Source organism: Corynebacterium sp. HMSC034B08 (assembly GCF_001835805.1).
In the GTDB taxonomy this organism is placed as follows: Bacteria; Actinomycetota; Actinomycetes; order Mycobacteriales; family Mycobacteriaceae; genus Corynebacterium; species Corynebacterium coyleae.
Genome location: NZ_KV825964.1, coordinates 279,468 through 295,197 on the forward strand (window position 1 = coordinate 279,468; position 15,730 = coordinate 295,197).

General features: G+C 61.5%; 18 protein-coding genes. 9 read left to right on the forward strand and 9 right to left on the reverse strand.

Annotation, left to right across the window (positions count from 1 at the left end; all coding sequences use genetic code 11):
* The first annotated feature begins 27 nt into the window (after positions 1 to 27).
* The 4 genes from gluA to HMPREF2656_RS07770 all read left to right on the forward strand — a co-directional run bounded on the left by gluA (position 28) and on the right by HMPREF2656_RS07770 (position 3,385).
* Complete coding sequence (gluA, locus tag HMPREF2656_RS07755) at positions 28 to 756, forward strand: glutamate ABC transporter ATP-binding protein GluA (protein ID WP_168167285.1); 729 nt, start codon at positions 28 to 30, stop codon at positions 754 to 756.
* 31 nt (positions 757 to 787) lie between these two features.
* Entirely contained in the window at positions 788 to 1,660 is an 873-nt protein-coding gene (locus HMPREF2656_RS07760; protein WP_070816265.1) for a glutamate ABC transporter substrate-binding protein, read from the forward strand.
* Positions 1,661 to 1,745: 85 nt separating this feature from the next.
* Positions 1,746 to 2,432 carry an amino acid ABC transporter permease gene (locus HMPREF2656_RS07765; protein WP_070816266.1) on the forward strand — a complete coding sequence of 229 codons (687 nt, stop codon included), beginning with the start codon at positions 1,746 to 1,748 and terminating at the stop codon, positions 2,430 to 2,432.
* On the forward strand, positions 2,432 to 3,385 hold the full coding sequence (locus HMPREF2656_RS07770; protein WP_070816267.1) for an amino acid ABC transporter permease: 954 nt from the start codon (positions 2,432 to 2,434) through the stop codon (positions 3,383 to 3,385). The genes HMPREF2656_RS07765 and HMPREF2656_RS07770 overlap by 1 nt, the downstream gene beginning before the upstream one ends.
* A gap of 7 nt (positions 3,386 to 3,392) precedes the next feature.
* On the opposite strand, the gene recX is transcribed toward HMPREF2656_RS07770, so the two are convergent.
* From recX to HMPREF2656_RS07785, 3 genes are all read right to left on the reverse strand, one after another.
* Complete coding sequence (gene recX / locus HMPREF2656_RS07775; RefSeq protein ID WP_070816268.1) at positions 3,393 to 3,980, reverse strand: recombination regulator RecX; 588 nt, start codon at positions 3,978 to 3,980, stop codon at positions 3,393 to 3,395.
* A 3-nt stretch (positions 3,981 to 3,983) separates the two neighbouring features.
* Entirely contained in the window at positions 3,984 to 5,105 is a 1,122-nt protein-coding gene (gene recA, locus HMPREF2656_RS07780) for a recombinase RecA (RefSeq protein WP_070422320.1), read from the reverse strand.
* A gap of 201 nt (positions 5,106 to 5,306) precedes the next feature.
* A complete protein-coding gene (locus HMPREF2656_RS07785; RefSeq protein WP_070422319.1) occupies positions 5,307 to 5,522 on the reverse strand; it encodes a DUF3046 domain-containing protein in 216 nt (71 codons plus the stop codon).
* Between the two features lie 58 nt (positions 5,523 to 5,580).
* Here HMPREF2656_RS07785 and HMPREF2656_RS07790 point away from each other — a divergent pair, with 58 nt between their 5' ends.
* Genes HMPREF2656_RS07790 through HMPREF2656_RS07800 form a run of 3 tightly spaced genes read left to right on the forward strand, consistent with a single transcriptional unit; the run spans position 5,581 to position 7,444 of the window.
* Entirely contained in the window at positions 5,581 to 6,147 is a 567-nt protein-coding gene (locus HMPREF2656_RS07790) for a biotin transporter BioY (RefSeq protein ID WP_070422318.1), read from the forward strand.
* 5 nt (positions 6,148 to 6,152) lie between these two features.
* Complete coding sequence (locus HMPREF2656_RS07795; protein ID WP_070816269.1) at positions 6,153 to 6,842, forward strand: energy-coupling factor ABC transporter ATP-binding protein; 690 nt, start codon at positions 6,153 to 6,155, stop codon at positions 6,840 to 6,842.
* Positions 6,839 to 7,444: an energy-coupling factor transporter transmembrane component T family protein gene (locus HMPREF2656_RS07800; protein WP_070816270.1), complete on the forward strand. Its 606-nt coding sequence runs from the start codon at positions 6,839 to 6,841 to the stop codon at positions 7,442 to 7,444. The genes HMPREF2656_RS07795 and HMPREF2656_RS07800 overlap by 4 nt, the downstream gene beginning before the upstream one ends.
* 55 nt (positions 7,445 to 7,499) lie before the next feature.
* Here HMPREF2656_RS07800 and HMPREF2656_RS07805 read toward each other — a convergent pair whose 3' ends face one another.
* The 4 genes from HMPREF2656_RS07805 to pgsA all read right to left on the reverse strand — a co-directional run bounded on the left by HMPREF2656_RS07805 (position 7,500) and on the right by pgsA (position 9,845).
* Entirely contained in the window at positions 7,500 to 8,324 is an 825-nt protein-coding gene (locus HMPREF2656_RS07805; RefSeq protein WP_070451023.1) for a PspA/IM30 family protein, read from the reverse strand.
* A gap of 74 nt (positions 8,325 to 8,398) precedes the next feature.
* On the reverse strand, positions 8,399 to 8,746 hold the full coding sequence (locus tag HMPREF2656_RS07810; protein ID WP_070422314.1) for a helix-turn-helix domain-containing protein: 348 nt from the start codon (positions 8,744 to 8,746) through the stop codon (positions 8,399 to 8,401).
* A 23-nt stretch (positions 8,747 to 8,769) separates the two neighbouring features.
* Positions 8,770 to 9,309: a CinA family protein gene (locus tag HMPREF2656_RS07815; RefSeq protein ID WP_070451022.1), complete on the reverse strand. Its 540-nt coding sequence runs from the start codon at positions 9,307 to 9,309 to the stop codon at positions 8,770 to 8,772.
* Entirely contained in the window at positions 9,306 to 9,845 is a 540-nt protein-coding gene (gene pgsA / locus HMPREF2656_RS07820; RefSeq protein ID WP_083279421.1) for a CDP-diacylglycerol--glycerol-3-phosphate 3-phosphatidyltransferase, read from the reverse strand. The genes HMPREF2656_RS07815 and pgsA overlap by 4 nt, the downstream gene beginning before the upstream one ends.
* A 49-nt stretch (positions 9,846 to 9,894) precedes the next feature.
* Here pgsA and HMPREF2656_RS07825 point away from each other — a divergent pair, with 49 nt between their 5' ends.
* Positions 9,895 to 10,179 (forward strand): YciI family protein, encoded by a 285-nt coding sequence (locus HMPREF2656_RS07825; protein ID WP_070451021.1) that lies wholly within the window; start codon positions 9,895 to 9,897, stop codon positions 10,177 to 10,179.
* Here HMPREF2656_RS07825 and HMPREF2656_RS07830 read toward each other — a convergent pair.
* Complete coding sequence (locus HMPREF2656_RS07830) at positions 10,176 to 11,351, reverse strand: TerC family protein (protein ID WP_070816271.1); 1,176 nt, start codon at positions 11,349 to 11,351, stop codon at positions 10,176 to 10,178. The genes HMPREF2656_RS07825 and HMPREF2656_RS07830 overlap by 4 nt on opposite strands.
* Positions 11,352 to 11,612: 261 nt before the next feature.
* Here HMPREF2656_RS07830 and HMPREF2656_RS07835 point away from each other — a divergent pair, with 261 nt between their 5' ends.
* Positions 11,613 to 12,662 carry an HNH endonuclease signature motif containing protein gene (locus HMPREF2656_RS07835; RefSeq protein ID WP_070816272.1) on the forward strand — a complete coding sequence of 350 codons (1,050 nt, stop codon included), beginning with the start codon at positions 11,613 to 11,615 and terminating at the stop codon, positions 12,660 to 12,662.
* Positions 12,663 to 12,721: 59 nt separating this feature from the next.
* Here HMPREF2656_RS07835 and HMPREF2656_RS07840 read toward each other — a convergent pair whose 3' ends face one another.
* Complete coding sequence (locus HMPREF2656_RS07840; RefSeq protein WP_070816273.1) at positions 12,722 to 15,718, reverse strand: FtsK/SpoIIIE family DNA translocase; 2,997 nt, start codon at positions 15,716 to 15,718, stop codon at positions 12,722 to 12,724.
* Between the last annotated feature and the right edge of the window lie 12 nt (positions 15,719 to 15,730).

The window sequence follows — 15,730 nt, forward strand, 5'->3', positions numbered from 1 at the left end:
TGTATGACACAGGAGATTGCCGAACCCATGATTCGCATGGTGGGTGTGGAGAAGTACTTCGACGACTTCCACGCACTACAAAACATCAACCTTGAAGTCCCCCGCGGACAAGTAGTCGTAGTGCTGGGACCGTCCGGATCGGGAAAGTCCACCCTGTGTCGGACGATCAACCGCCTCGAAACCATCGAGGAAGGCACGATCGAAATTGACGGCCGTACCCTCCCCGCCGAAGGGAAGGAACTGGCCCACCTCCGTTCAGACGTAGGCATGGTGTTCCAACAGTTCAACCTGTTTCCGCACCTGACCATTCTGGACAACGTCACCCTGGGCCCCATCAAGGTCCGCAAGGTGAAAAAGACCGACGCCACCGCACGCGCTCGCGAACTGCTCGACCGCGTGGGCATCGGCAACCAGGCAGAAAAATATCCGGCACAGCTCTCCGGCGGCCAGCAGCAGCGCGTCGCAATCGCACGCGCCCTTGCGATGGAGCCGAAAGTCATGCTTTTCGACGAACCCACCTCCGCCCTCGACCCCGAAATGGTCGGCGAGGTCCTCGACGTCATGGCTGAACTCGCCGAAAGCGGCATGACCATGGTCGTGGTCACCCACGAAATGGGATTCGCCCGCAAAGTTGCCGACCGCATCTTGTTCATGGCCGATGGCGAAATCGTCGAAGACACCGACCCCGAATCGTTCTTCACCAACCCGCAGTCCAGCCGTGCACGAGACTTCCTCGGCAAAATCCTGCCTCATTAACCCACCCACGTTTCTTACAAGGAGAATCACCATGAAGCGCACCGCACGTTTCGCATCGACCACTGCCGCAGCCCTGCTCGCGGCCACCACACTCGTCGCCTGCGGCGGCGACTCCGCCGGCGACGCCGAAGGCCTTCTCGCACAGATCGAGGCCGGCAACGTCACCCTCGGCACTAAGTACGACCAGCCGGGCCTAGGCCTGCGCGAAGCCGACGGCTCCATGACCGGCCTCGACGTCGACGTCGCCACCTACGTGGTCAACCACATTGCCGACGAAAACGGCTGGGAGCATCCAGAAATCACCTGGCGCGAAACCCCCTCGGCACAGCGCGAAACCGTGCTGCAAAACGGTGAAGTCGCAGCAATCGCCGCGACCTACTCCATCAACAAATCCCGCTCCGAAGCAGTCGACTTCGGCGGTCCGTACCTCCTGACCCACCAGGCCCTGCTCGTACGCTCCGACGATGCCGACATCACCGGCCTCGAATCCCTCGACGGTCGCATCCTCTGCTCTGTGACCGGCTCCACCCCGGCGCAGAAGGTCAAGGACACCCTGCCGGGCGTCCAGCTCCAGGAGTACGACACCTACTCCTCCTGCGTCGAAGCACTGCGCAACGGCAACGTCGACGCCCTCACCACCGACGCAACCATCCTCGGTGGCTACTCCGCACAGTCCCCGGGCGACTTCAAGGTCGTCGAGCTGAAGAAGGACGGCGAAGAGTTCACCAACGAGCACTACGGCGTTGGCCTGAAGAAGGAAGACGCTGGCGCACTCGAGGCCGTCAACAAGGCACTCAACGCGCTTTACGAAGACGGTTCCTTTGACAAGTTCGTCAACGACAACCTCGACGGCGGCCAGGGTGTTGAAAAGGACAAGGTCGGCGACCTGTCCTTCGTCGAGTAGCACCCGCCGTGTGGCCGGGTGAACCCCACCCGGTCACCGAGCCCCAACCCTTCTTCATCTCCTTCACGTATTGGAAGTTCCCGCCATGGATGCAATGTGGGCTGATCTCGCGCCCAAACTGTGGCCAGCATTCTGGACCACAATCAAGCTGACCTTCTACTCCGCCATCGGATCAATGATCCTGGGCACCCTGCTCACCGCAATGCGGGTCTCCCCCGTTGCCATCCTGCGAAACCTGTCAGCGTTTTACATCAACACCGTCCGCAATACCCCGCTGACACTTGTGATCCTGTTCTGCTCGTTTGGCCTCTACCAAAACCTTGGCCTTGAGCTCGCGAGCCGCGAATCCAGCACCTACCTTGCAGACCAAAACTTCCGCCTCGCAATCCTCGGCTTCATCCTGTACACCTCGTGCTTCGTCGCCGAATCGCTCCGAAGCGGCATCAACACCGTTCACTTCGGACAAGCCGAAGCCGCACGCTCCCTCGGACTGAGCTTCGGGCAGATCTTCTCGTTGATTATCTTCCCCCAAGCTCTGCGTGCAGCAATCGTTCCGCTGGGCAACACGCTGATCGCTTTGACGAAGAACACCACGATCGCATCGGTCATCGGCGTCGCGGAAGCATCGCTGCTGATGAAATCCACCATCGAATTCCACGCAAACCAGCTCTTCGCCATTTTCGGCATCTTCGCCCTCGGCTTCATCGTGCTCACACTGCCAACAGGGCTTGCCATCGGCTGGCTGTCAAACCGATTGGCGGTGAAACGATAATGCCATCCTCACTCCGAGCAACCGTGCTTTACGACGCCCCCGGGCCCAAAGCAGTATGCCGCAACTACATCTACACAGCAATCACCACCATTGTCCTTCTGCTCGTCGGCTGGTGGGTACTGAGCAAACTGGCTTCGCATGGCCAACTCGATGCCGAGCGCTGGACCCCCTTCGTCCAGGCAAACACCTGGACCACCTACATCATCCCTGGCCTCGTCGGCACGCTTAAAGCCGCCGCCCTATCAGTGCTGCTCGCAATTGTCTTCGGTGTCATCTTCGGACTTGGCCGCCTTGCCCCAAACAAGATCGTGCGAGGCTTCTGCGCTGTGGTTGTCGAGTTCTTCCGCGCAATCCCAGTGCTGCTCCTCATGATCTTCCTCTACCAAGTCTTCGCGGTATACAAAATCGTCCCGCCAGCATCCCTCGCATTCTGGGCCGTCGTTGTAGCACTGACGCTCTACAACGGCTCCGTTATCGCCGAGATCCTTCGCGCCGGCATCAAATCTCTACCCCGCGGCCAAACCGAAGCCGCCCAGGCACTTGGCTTAAGCCACTGGCAGACGATGGGCAAGATCTTGCTGCCCCAGTCCGTCGCAGCCATGCTCCCCGCACTGATCTCCCAGATGGTCATTGCGCTGAAGGATTCCGCTCTGGGGTACCAAATTGGCTACGTCGAGGTTGTCCGCTCCGGCACGCAGGTAGCCTCTGCAAACCGCAACTACTTGGCGTCGCTCATCGTGGTGGCCATCATCATGATCCTGATCAACTACGCACTGACAATGCTCGCTACCCGCGTCGAGCGCCAACTACGCGCCGGCCGAGCACGCCGCAACCCCTTTGCCAAGGTGCCCACCGCCGGAAAGGAAGTCGGTCTAGACACCAAGGACACCGTCAACCTCGACTGGCAAGCCCCCGGCTACCAGCAGATCGACAACCCCGTGGAGAAACACTAAGCCCGCGTCACGGGTGGGTTGCACACTCGGCGATGCGTTCGTCGAGCGCTTCCCTCCCCAGGCGCATCGCTAGCCCCTGGTGAAACCCACGGCGGGCAAGCGCCCCAACGATCCGGCGCAAAAACTTGTCGTACTCTGCCCGATCCTCGGGTGCGTGTTTCACCTTGCGCGCCGCCTTTTCGGCGACCCCGCGGGCGATGCGCTCTTCGTCGTCGTCTGTGATCTGCTCGAGCGCAGCCGCACGGTCCGCACTACCCACCCCTTTGTCACGCAGCTCCATATCGAGCGCACGAGCAGACTTTCCGCGACGCGCAGCGCGCTGACGCACCCACTCAGAAGCAAATGCTGCGTCGTTGAGCAGGCCTGAGCTGGCGAGGTCGTCGAGAACTTCGTCGACAAGCATGGGCTCAAACTCGGCCTTGATCAGCCGACCACGCAGCTCCTCACGCGAGCGCGCCCGCTGATCCAGCAGCCCTAATGCGCGTTTGCGTACCGGCGCCTTCGCCTCCTCATGTGCGTGGTCGATGAAACCCGACCCCGGCTCGTACGCCTCGAGAGCAGCTTTGAGGCGCGCAATCTTTTCGGGGTCCGCCATATGCTACTTCTCGTCCGCCTTGGCGTCGTCTTCGTCGTCAAAATCGATGTTGGGCACCATGTCCACCGGATCATCCGACAAGGCATCGTCGTCAACATTGGCATACTTGCCCACACCAAGCGCGCGGAAGATTTTGTCTTCGATTTCGTCGGCCAGGTCCGGGTTGTCTTTGAGGAACAGGCGCGCCTTTTCCTTACCCTGCCCCAACTGGTCGCCCTCGTAGGTGAACCACGAGCCGGACTTCTTCACAATGCCGTTTTCCACGCCCATGTCGATGATGGAGGACTCCCGCGAGATGCCCTCGCCGTACATGATGTCGAACTCGGCGATCTTGAACGGCGGGGAAACCTTGTTCTTCACAACCTTCATCCTGGTGCGGTTACCGATGGAATCCTGGCCGTCCTTCAGGGTTTGAATACGGCGGACATCGCAACGCACAGACGCGTAGAACTTCAAGGCCTTACCGCCAGTGGTCGTCTCCGGGGAGCCGAACATCACGCCAATCTTTTCACGCAGCTGGTTGATGAAGATCGCGGTAGTCCCGGAGTTGTACAGCGCACCGGTCATCTTGCGCAGTGCCTGCGACATCAAACGTGCCTGGAGGCCGACGTGGGAGTCACCCATCTCGCCCTCGATTTCAGCCTTCGGGGTCAGCGCTGCAACAGAGTCGATCACGATCATGTCGATAGCACCAGAGCGCACCAGCATGTCCGCGATCTCAAGCGCCTGCTCACCCGTATCTGGCTGGGAGACCAGCAGATTGTCGGTATCCACGCCAAGCTTGCGGGCGTAGTCAGGGTCGAGGGCGTGCTCGGCATCGATGAACGCCGCGATGCCGCCTGCGCGCTGCGCCTCCGCAATCGCATGCAGGGCAACGGTCGTCTTACCGGACGACTCCGGGCCGTAGATCTCCACGACCCTGCCGCGTGGCCAGCCGCCGATACCAAGGGCAACGTCGATAGCAGTGTTGCCGGAAGAGATTGACTGAATCGGCGGGCGATTCTCGTCGCCCAAGCGCATGACGGCGCCCTTGCCAAAGTCCTTCTCAATCATCGCAAGCGCAGCGTCGAGCGCGTTCTGGCGCGAGTTCGCGGCGGAAGCGGCAGTCTTCTTCTTCGTTGCCATGTGGTGTTTTCCTCCAAATTGTCGGTGGTGCGACGGTTGCCGCATCCACACTGTGTGTTAGTCCGTGCCTATTAGACGCACGCGCCTACCCTTCGGTTCCCTCCAAAACAGGGAAAGTTCCTCGGGGGCGAATACAGGAGCCACTTTAGAATGCGGCTACGACATCGAACACTGTACACGCAAGCGTGTTCGAACGGGAATTCAAAACCCGGGCCTGTCAATGCCAAGTCGGCGCTCTTCCGGAATGTCAAACGCTTCACAGAGTCCGCGCCACGCCTCGCGGGGATCGACACCACTTTCGATCATGTCCGCCGCGGTGCGCTCGTAGCCCGGTATCACCTGCGTATCGATAATCCACTTGGCTCGACCCGCGCCAAATTCGTCCTCGACCAGTTGATGAAACTCCGTCAAACGCATGACTCAACACGCTACCCGAACACGCGTTATTGAACGGCGTTCAGGTACACTGCCGCGCATGAGTAAATCTTCCACCGCGCAGGACATTGCGCTCATCGCCGTCTTCGCGGCCATCATCATCGCTCTCGGCTTCGTCTCCATCCCCGTCGGCGCCGCAGGCGTGCCTATCGTGCTGCAAAACGCAGCCATCATCCTCGCCGGCCTCGTCCTCGGCTGGCGCCGCGGCCTGTTCACCGCAGGTATCTTCCTCCTGGTCGGCCTCGCACTACCCGTGCTTGCAGGCGGCCGCACCGTCATCTCCGCACTCGGCGGCACGACCGTGGGCTACCTTGTGGGCTACCTCGTCTCCGCTACCGTCGCGGGCCTGATCGCCTACCGTGCGCCATTCCGCCGCAACACCGCAGCTACGATCGGCGTCCTCATCGTCGCCGGCTACGTTGCCCTGTTCTTCCAGTACCTCTGCGGCGTATTCGGCCTCATGGCCCGCGCTGAGATGTCCTTCGGCGCAGCATGGGCCGCACAGGTGCCATTCCTGCTGCCCGACGCCGGCAAGGTCGCCCTCATGATCGCCATCGCAATCGCAGTGCACCAGGCGTTCCCTGACCTGCGTGGTAGTCGTCGATAAGCACGATGCCCCTCATCGAATTCAAAGGCGCAGCCGTCACCTACGACGGCAACACCGTCCTCCAGCCACTGACTACGCGCCTCAGTGAACAGCGCATCGGCATCATCGGCTCCAACGGATCCGGCAAATCCACCACTGTGCGCCTCATCAACGGACTCATCGAACCCACTTCAGGGCAAGTGCTTTACGACGACCTCTCCCCCACCACCCAAGGCCGCGACGTCCGCAAACGCGTCGGATTCGTCTTCTCCGACGCCGAATCCCAAATCGTCATGCCACGCGTCTCCGACGACGTCGCCTTCTCTCTTCGCCGCTTCAAACTCCCCCGCGACGAAGTGCGATCGCGTGTCGACGACGCTCTCGCCCGCTTCGAACTCACCGACCTCGCCGAAAACTCACCGCACACCCTGTCGGGCGGCGAAAAACAGATGCTCGCACTTGCATCCGTGATGGTGATCAAACCAGACACCATCATCGCAGACGAACCCACGACACTGCTTGACCTGCGCAACCGCAAACGAATCGTGCGCGAACTTAACGCACTCGAGCAGCAACTCATCGTGGTCACACACGACCTGGACATGCTGCGCGACTTCGAACGCGTTCTCGTCATCGACGACGGCGCACTCGTCTACGACAGCAACCCCGCCGACGCCATCGCGTTCTACACCGACCTCATGGATAACAAACCATGATCCGCGAACTCCCCCTCGGTGTCTACATCCCCGGCGACACACTGCTCCACCGCATGCAGCCAGCACTGAAGTTCGTGCTGCTGGTGGTCTTCATCATCGGGGTCACTGTCCTGCCCACCCGGCCCTGGCACGCAGCCGCCGCACTCGGGTTTGTGCTGGTGCTCTACTTGTGGGCACGCATCCCAATGAAGATTGCGTGGCGCCAACTCGTGCCACTCCTGCCCTTCCTGATCTTTTTAGGCGCGTTCATGGTGTGGCAAAACGGCGTCGAATCGGCGGCGACGCTACTCATCGGGCTGCTTGCCACCATCGCGGCGGCGAACCTGCTCACACTGACCACCCCGGTCCAGGAACTCCTTGACGCCCTCGACCGCGCACTCGCACCGTTGGGACGCACAGGCGAACTCATCTCGCTCACCATCGCGTTAACCATTCGACTGATTCCGCTGACACTCGCGACCGCAAACGAAGTCCTCGACGCCCGCAAAGCCCGCGGGGCTGGCTTCTCCCTCCTAGCGTTCGGCACTCCCCTGGTCATCCGCTCCGTGCGGCGGGCGAAGATGATCGGTGAAGCGCTGATGGCGCGCGGCGCCGTGGACTAACCCCACGCAGCGAAAAGGCCCGAAGCGATGTGCTTCGGGCCTTCGACGTTGTGATTTACTCGCCGCGCAGTTCGCGCATGCGCTGCGCAACCGCATCATCGCTGACGTTAGCGTCGGTAGCGGACTGCCCCGGCTCAATCGCCTGTTTCTTGCCAGCGGTGAGCTCGCCTGCCATCTCCGCACGCAGCTGCTCCAAGCGGCCGTGACCAGCCATCTGGATACCGGCCTGCTCAACCTCAGCCATACGACCCTGAATGGAGTTCTGCGCCAACTCGGCGGCACCAAGCGCGTTAGCGTAACGACGCTCAATCTTCTCACGAACCTGATCCAAGTTCGGACCGGACGCAGTAATCGAGTTCATCGACTGCATCGTCTCCGAAACCTTCTCCTGCATCTTCGCCTGCTCCAGCTGCGACAGGAGCTTCGAGCGCTCAGCAACCTGCTGCTGCAAGTGTGCCGCGTTACGCTCCACAGCCTGCTTCGCCTGAGCTGCCTGCTGCAGCGCCTGGTCGTGGAGCTGCTTAGTATCCTCCACACCCTGCTCAGCGGTGACCAGCTGTGCCGCAAACGCCTCCGCGGCGTTTTCGTACTCCTGTGCCTTCTGCGCGTTGCCCTCGCCGCGAGCCTTATCAGCAAGCTTGAGCGCCTGGCGGGCATTCGCCTGCAGCTTCTCAACATCCTCGAGGCGACGGTTGAGCTGCATCTCCAACTGACGCTGGTTACCAATCACCGCGGCAGCCTGCTGCGACAGTGCCTGGTGCTGGCGCTGCGCCTCGTTGATGGCCTGCTCAATCTGGATCTTCGGGTCAGCGTTCTCTTCGATCTTGTTGTCGAAGAGAGCCATCAGGTAGTTCCAGAACTTGGAAAAGGGGTTCGCCATGGCTAATCACCGCGACCTTTCATCTTCATTAGTTAGTGCGTCAAACTCCACCCACAATAGTCGGGTGAGCTCCGTTACGCTTCCGCAGCCGCCGGAGAGGTAACCGCGAGTTCCTCGTTGAAGGAATGCAGCGACATATTCGCCACCGCTTCCAGCAACACCTCAGACACCGTGGTGTCCAGTGCCTCGCACAGCGCTGCAAGCAGTTCAGAGGACACTTCCTTGCGACCGCGCTCCAGCTCCGAGATGTAGCCGGAAGACACGCGAGCCTCCTTCGCCAACGTGCGAAGGGTTACGCCCTTATCAGCGCGAAAAGCGCGCAGCGACATACCGAGGGCTTCGCGGAACAGCGGCTCACGCGCTGGGGCGGATGCAATCGGCAGTTCTACCGGGGCTTCGTAAAGCAGAGTCGTAGTTGTCATCAGCTGCTCCAACGATCGGTGGTCTAGTTTTGTTCCCGAACGCCAGTCAGCGCACCAACCAGGGCCGCTTCGACCGCGCGTCGGCGAATCTCGTTCCGCGACCCTGCGAGGACTCGGACAGGGGTCGCATGTCCATCGACAAGCGCATACCGGCCCGCTTCCGAATCGAGCAGTTCCGCAGCTTGCGACGACGCCGTCCACTTCGGCCCCGCCAGCCCAATCCACACCGTGCCAGCCGGCATACCGTCTTGCGCACCGGGCCCTGCGACGCCAGTAAGCGCAACCGCCCAATCCGTCCCGCACACCTTACGAGCACCGCGCGCCATCTCGCGGGCCACCGCCGCGGAGACCACGCCTTCTTCCTCAATCAGGTCGGCCGGAACGTGGGCCAACTCGGTTTTGAGCTCCGCCGAGTACGTCACCAAACCGCCGACGAGTACGTCGGAAGCACCCGGCACGTCCGCAAGGGTCGCAGCAGCAAGCCCGGCAGTCAGCGACTCGCAAAAAGCGATGGTTTGGTTCCGGGAACGTAGTTCGTCGATAAGCAATTGCGCCGTCGTCATTTGTTCGCCTTTCCTGCATCAACCAAATACTGCACACCCGTAACCACGGTGACCGCCACCGCGAGCAACATCACCACAAACACCGGCGTATCCGCCCATGCGGGCAACGGACACAAGTACAGGCCAACCGCCAGCGACTGCAGGACAGTCTTCACCTTGCCGCCCTTCGACGCCGGCACCACCAGACCGCGACGCAACATCCACATACGCCACACCGTGATCCCCAGCTCACGAGCCACGATCACCACAGTGACCCACACCGGCAACGGCCCCGCAATATTCAACGTAACCAGCGCAGTAATCATCAACGCCTTGTCCGCGATCGGATCAGCAATCTTGCCGAAATCCGTAATCAGCCCCCGCGCACGAGCAATATCCCCGTCAAGCTTGTCTGTGATCATCAACGCCACAAACAGGCCAAACGCCCACCACCAGCGCTCCGAAAGCACCAGCCACGCGAACACAGGAATGAACAGAATCCGCAGAGACGTCAACACATTCGGCAGATTCCAATTCGACGGCTTATCCGTTTGCATCACGCGATCCACCATACCCATCTCACGCGTTCCACCTAGACTGCCCTCCATGAAGTATTTCGCAGCAACCTACACCTACGGCGAGCAAACGCTTGTCGACGACACCCGCCCCGCCCACCGCGAATTCATCTCCTCGCAACTCGCACTCGGACGCATCGTGGGATCCGGCCCTTTTATCGGCGCCAATCAAGCCCTGATCATCCTGCAACTGCCCGACACTGCCACTGAAGCTGATGCGGCGGCCGTGCTGGATCAAGACCCATACACGACCGCCGGCGCACTCGCAGCGCGCGAGATCCGGGAGTGGAACCCGGTGATGAATATCTTCGGCTAAGCCTTCCTACCCCCACGCGCGACATCGAGGTGGGCGGTCTCGCGCGATCCCGTCGCGGTGTAATCGCCCTTGCCAGATGTCGCCGGATCGTCGATCCACTCAACATGGTGTCCGTGACGGTCGACCTTGCGGCGGTTGCCGTGGTCGTCGAAATCAATGTGGTACTGGTTTTCGTTCGGATCACGAACACCAGCCTTCACGTCAGCGCGGTCCTTGATCACCGAGGCAATCGCGGTGATCGCGAGCACGCCGACGATGATCAGCAGCGAGGCGACAGTGCCGACCTCCGGCACGTCGAGACCCTCGCCGCCATTGATGAACGACAGGTTGTTCTCGTGCAGCGCGTGCAACAGCAGCTTCACACCAATGAAGCCGAGCACCACCGCGAGGCCGTACGGCAGGTATACCAGGCGGTCGAGCAGGCCGTTGAGCAGAAAGTAGAGCTGGCGCAGGCCCAGCAGCGCGAACGCGTTGGCGGTGAACACGAGGAAGGATTCCTGGGTGATGCCGTAGATCGCCGGGATGGAGTCGAAGGCGAACATCACGTCGATGAAACCGATGGACAGCAGGGCGACGAACAGCGGCGTGACAGCCTTCTTTCCGGCCTGGGTAGCGGAAACGAGACGGTCTCCGTGGTACGAGCTGGTCACCGGAATAACCTTGCGTAGCGTCTTGACCACCATCATGTCGTTCGGATCCGGATCCTCTTGGTCCGTCACCTCGTCGTACACCATCTTGATCGCGGTGTAGATCAGGAAGGCGGCGAAGATGTAGAACACGTCCGACCAGGCCTCGATGATCACGGCACCCAGCAGAATGAATACGAGACGGCAGATCAGCGCGATCACGATGCCGATCAGCAACACCTTTTGCTGATACGCGCGTGGGATCTTGAACGCACCCATGATCAGCGCGAACACGAACAAGTTATCTACCGACAGCGACAGCTCAGTGATGTAGCCAGTGAAGAACTGCATGCCGTGTTCGCCGTCCCACAGCCACCACACGATCCCGCCGAAAATGCAGGCCATGGTCATGTAGAACAGGGCCCAGCCGCCCGATTCCTTCATCGTCGGCTCGTGCGGGGTACGCACGTGCGAGACGAAGTCAAAGATGAAAAATCCCAGGATCACCGCAGAGGTGATCAGCCATATACTTAACGGCACATGCATGCGTTTAATCCTCCGGTAGCAGAAACAACCGGAGGTCTCCCCCACCCAAGTGGGCTGTTCGGACCGGGGCCATCACTTTTCGACGACACCGTGTTGACGATCCAGAACACTTCCGGGGTACTCCCCTCCAAGTGGGTAACACAATACACACACTTTTTTGGTGTCGCGAATGTGGATAACCACCCCAGTTTGTTGATGTGTCAACGCGGTTATCCACAAGGGCCCTGCCAGGCATTGCGGAACTGGTTTAACGTGCGAGGCATGAGCCCATTTGAAACCTTCCTCGCGGACCTACCCACGGTGGATAGCCTGCAAGGCTTCAACCGTGCAGCCGCACTTGCCAGCCGCTGCCGGCCAGCAACCGTGACCGCCTGGGGCCGCATCCACGACGTCTACTTCGGCGCCACAAAGTGGACCAAGCAGCAGCGCCGAGCCCTGGAGGCGGCCCGCGCTGGCGCGTTCGACTTGGACCGGCTGTCGTACATCGAGAACCGGCTGACTGCAATCGACGATGAGGGCGAACGTTGGCGCGTGCGCCACAAGCTCCTCGCCGTCCACGGCAGCTTCGCCGCACTGCGCCAGGCCGCAAAGGACCTCATCCCACCCACGGCGCCGAGGATGCCGAAGGCACAGGTCACGTTCTCCTGCTCCACCCTTGGGATGCGGACGATGAGGGTCACCGCCTCCGAGCGAGACATCGCGGATCTCGAGCACGCCCTGCGCCAGCACGTGGACAGCTCACGGCCCGCGGCACCGCAGATGCTTGACGCCTTTCTCTCACTGCTTCGCGACGGCACCTCCATCCCACACGCCGCTCCCCGCCCTATAGTGCTCGCACCGCTACCTGAGCACATCCAGATCCTCTCCGGCGACGGCGAGGATGTGACCCTCGTACTTACCGACGGCACCACCATGACCGGAGCCGAGTACCTCAATCTCACCTTCGGCGAAATCGCCCTGTTCCACCCGCAAGCCGGGGCGGTGAACCTCTACCGGACACAGCGCTTCGCCAACAAAAAACAGCGCGACCTCGCACGCCTGCTCATGCCTCGTTGTCCCTTCCCCTCTTGCCGTCATGGAGCTGACTCGTGCGAGATTCACCACATCACGGCCTGGAAGCACGGCGGAGAAACCAACATAGATAACCTCGCACCCCTGTGCAGCTACCACAACCGGGTCAACGACGACGACCCTTGGCACACCAGTCGAGGGCGCATCGAAATCATCAACGGCACCCCGACATGGGTCTCGCCAAGTGGTGTGCCGGTTCCCGTGACCGAAGCGGGGGCGATGCAGCAACTCTTCGGCTAGCGGCTGCTTAACGACGAAAACCCGCACACGGCGGGTTATTCGACATGCCCTCAGACAGGCTAGAAGGCTCCCCCAGTGGGGTTGTACGTGGCGGTGACGGTGCGGGTGTCGCCGTCGGTGCCGCCAGTGTCACTGCCAGAGTCAGGGCCGTCGGTGGTGGTGTCGTCGTCAAGCATGACGTCCTTGGGTGCCTCAGCCGGATCGGCGCCCTTGATCATCCAGATGATCGTCTCCAACTCCTCCGGCTTGACCAACACCTCGCGAGCCTTCGACCCCTCAGACGGGCCGACCACGCCGCGAGATTCCATCAGGTCCATCAGGCGGCCAGCCTTGGCGAAACCGATACGCAACTTGCGCTGCAGCATCGACGTCGACCCCAACTGGGAGGTCACCACCAGCTCGACGGCCTCGAGGAGGTCGTCCATGTCCTTACCGATGTCGTCGTCAATGACCTTGGCTTCCGCCTGCTTATCCTCCGTGACGCCCTCAACGTAGTCGGGTTCGTCCTGTTGGGACTTCGCAGCGTCGACAACCGCCTGGATCTCCTCGTCCGAAACGAACGCGCCCTGCATACGCTGCGGCTTGCCGGCACCCTGCGGGATGAACAAACCATCACCCATACCGATGAGCCTCTCGGCACCGCCCTGGTCGAGGATCACGCGAGAGTCCGTCAACGACGAGGTCGCAAACGCAAGACGCGACGGCACGTTCGTCTTAATCAGACCAGTCACCACATCCACGGACGGACGCTGGGTCGCAAGCACCAAGTGGATACCGGCCGCACGCGCCTTCTGCGTGATACGAACGATCGAGTCCTCGATTTCCTTCGGCGCCGTCATCATCAGGTCTGCCAACTCGTCGACAACACACACGATGAACGGGTACGGACGCATCTCACGCTCCGACCCCGGAGGGGCCGTCAGCTCACCAGAGCGCACCTTGCGGTTGAAGTCCTTGATATGGCGCACGCGCGCGGACTTCATGTCCATATATCGCTGCTCCATCTCCTCCACCAACCACTGCAGGGCTGCGGCCGCCTTCTTCGGCTGAGTGATAATCGGCGTGATCAGGTGCGGGATACCCTCGTACGGGGTCAGTTCCACCATCTTCGGGTCCACCAAGATGAGGCGGACCTCCTCAGGGGTGGCGCGCGTGAGCAACGAGATGAGCATGGAGTTCACGAACGCTGACTTACCGGAACCCGTCGAACCCGCAACCAGCAGGTGCGGCATCTTCTGTACCGACGACGCGATGAAGTCGCCTTCGATGTCCTTGCCCAGACCGATGAGCATCGGATCGTCCTGCGACGCCACGTTCGGTGCGTCGAGCACGTCGCGCAGGCGTACCATTTCGCGGTCAGCGTTGGGTACCTCGATGCCGACGGCGGATTTGCCGGGGATCGGGGTGAGCAGGCGGACGTTGTCGGTGGCCACCGCATAGGCGAGGTTGGACTGCAGGTTGGTGATCTTGGAGACCTTCACACCTGGGCCAAGTTCGACCTCGTAACGGGTCACTGTCGGGCCGCGGGAGAAGCCGGTGACTTGTGCGTTGACGTTGAATTCTTCGAAGACATCGGTGATGGCTTCGATCATGCGGTCGTTGGCTTCGGTGCGCGTCTTCGGCGGGTTGCCGGGGATGAGCAGGTCGGTTGAGGGCAGGGTGTAGTCGCCCTGCGGGATCTTGCGTACCTGCTTCGGTGCCGGTGGTTGGGTTTCGGACTTTGGGGTGGTTGCAGGGATTTTGGAGGCGTCGATGCCGGAGCGTGCGGCGATGGCTTTCGCCATCTGCTCGCGCGAGGTCTCGACGGCATCGGGGGCCACTGCTTGTCGACGATCCGACGTCTCTTCCGGGTGCTCCAACACCTTCGTCTCGTTGGGGTTGTTGTCGGCGCGGGTCGTCTGCGCTGGTGCCGGCGCTGACGTCGGTGCGGGGCGACGCTTCGGACGAGGAACGACCGTGGTCGCCTCCGGTTCTGGTTCTGGTTCGGAGGTGTCGTCGGTGTCGTCGGTGTCGTTGAGGTCGTCCGCAAAGTCGAACAGGTCGTCGTCTTCGTCCTCGTTGGTGGGGTAACTCTCCATCGGCGTGCGCGGGCGGCGCGGACGGGGCATCAGACGTGGCGCTGGACGCGACGCGCGTGGGCGTGGGCGGTCGCGGCCTTCTGCAATGTCATCGAGGTCTGCGTCGACGTGCGAGTACGGGTCGTCGTCCTCATCGTCTTCTGCGTTGAGCATGCCGGTAACGAGGCCCTTGACGTAGTCGTAGGCCTCGCGCACCGTAATACCTGTCGCTTTGAGCGCACCGTACAGCACGATCAAGCCCAGCAGCGGCACGGCAACGAACGAGGAAAAACCAGCAGCGAGCAAACCACCGGTGAAGGCACCGATCGCGCCGCCAGCGATCCTGCGGTCTTCCCATGCCGAAGGGTTGCCGGCAAACACGTGGATGAGGCCAAGCATCGCCACTGCGATGATGCTGAAGCCCAGAGCGGCGCGTGCGCGAACCTCGTCGCTCGCGCGCACGTTAAGCATGAGCGCAATAGCGACGCCGACGAGCACGACCGGCAGGATCAGCGCACCCGCACCGATCAACCAATGGGTGCCGGTGGAGATCAAATCCCCGACCGGGCCCGCAACATCGAACCACACTGAGCCGCCGATGACGGCCGCGAGGCCGATAAGTACAAGACCCCATGCGTCGGCGTGGTGCTCGAAGGTGCTGGAACGCGGCGTGGGGTCGTCGTCACGCTGTTCGAGCTCGTCGTGGTCGTCGTACTGGTCGCGTCGCGGGCGACGGCGTGAGGTACTCAGATTCTCTTCTTCCTGCTCATGGTGGCGCGGCTCGCGCCGGAGAAACGAACCGACGCCGCGGGCTGCGGCGCCGAGGGAACTACCGACCACTTTGTACGCAGAGCCGACGCGCTCATCGGCAGTGTCGGCGGCCACGGTGGAAGAGGTCGGCGGGTGTGTCATCGACACCGGCCCGCCGTAGCGGGTGCCGTCCGCCGAGCGGCGTGAAGAAGACCGCGAGTTACGCGGTGCGGTGTTTTTGACAGACATGGGTGTAACTCT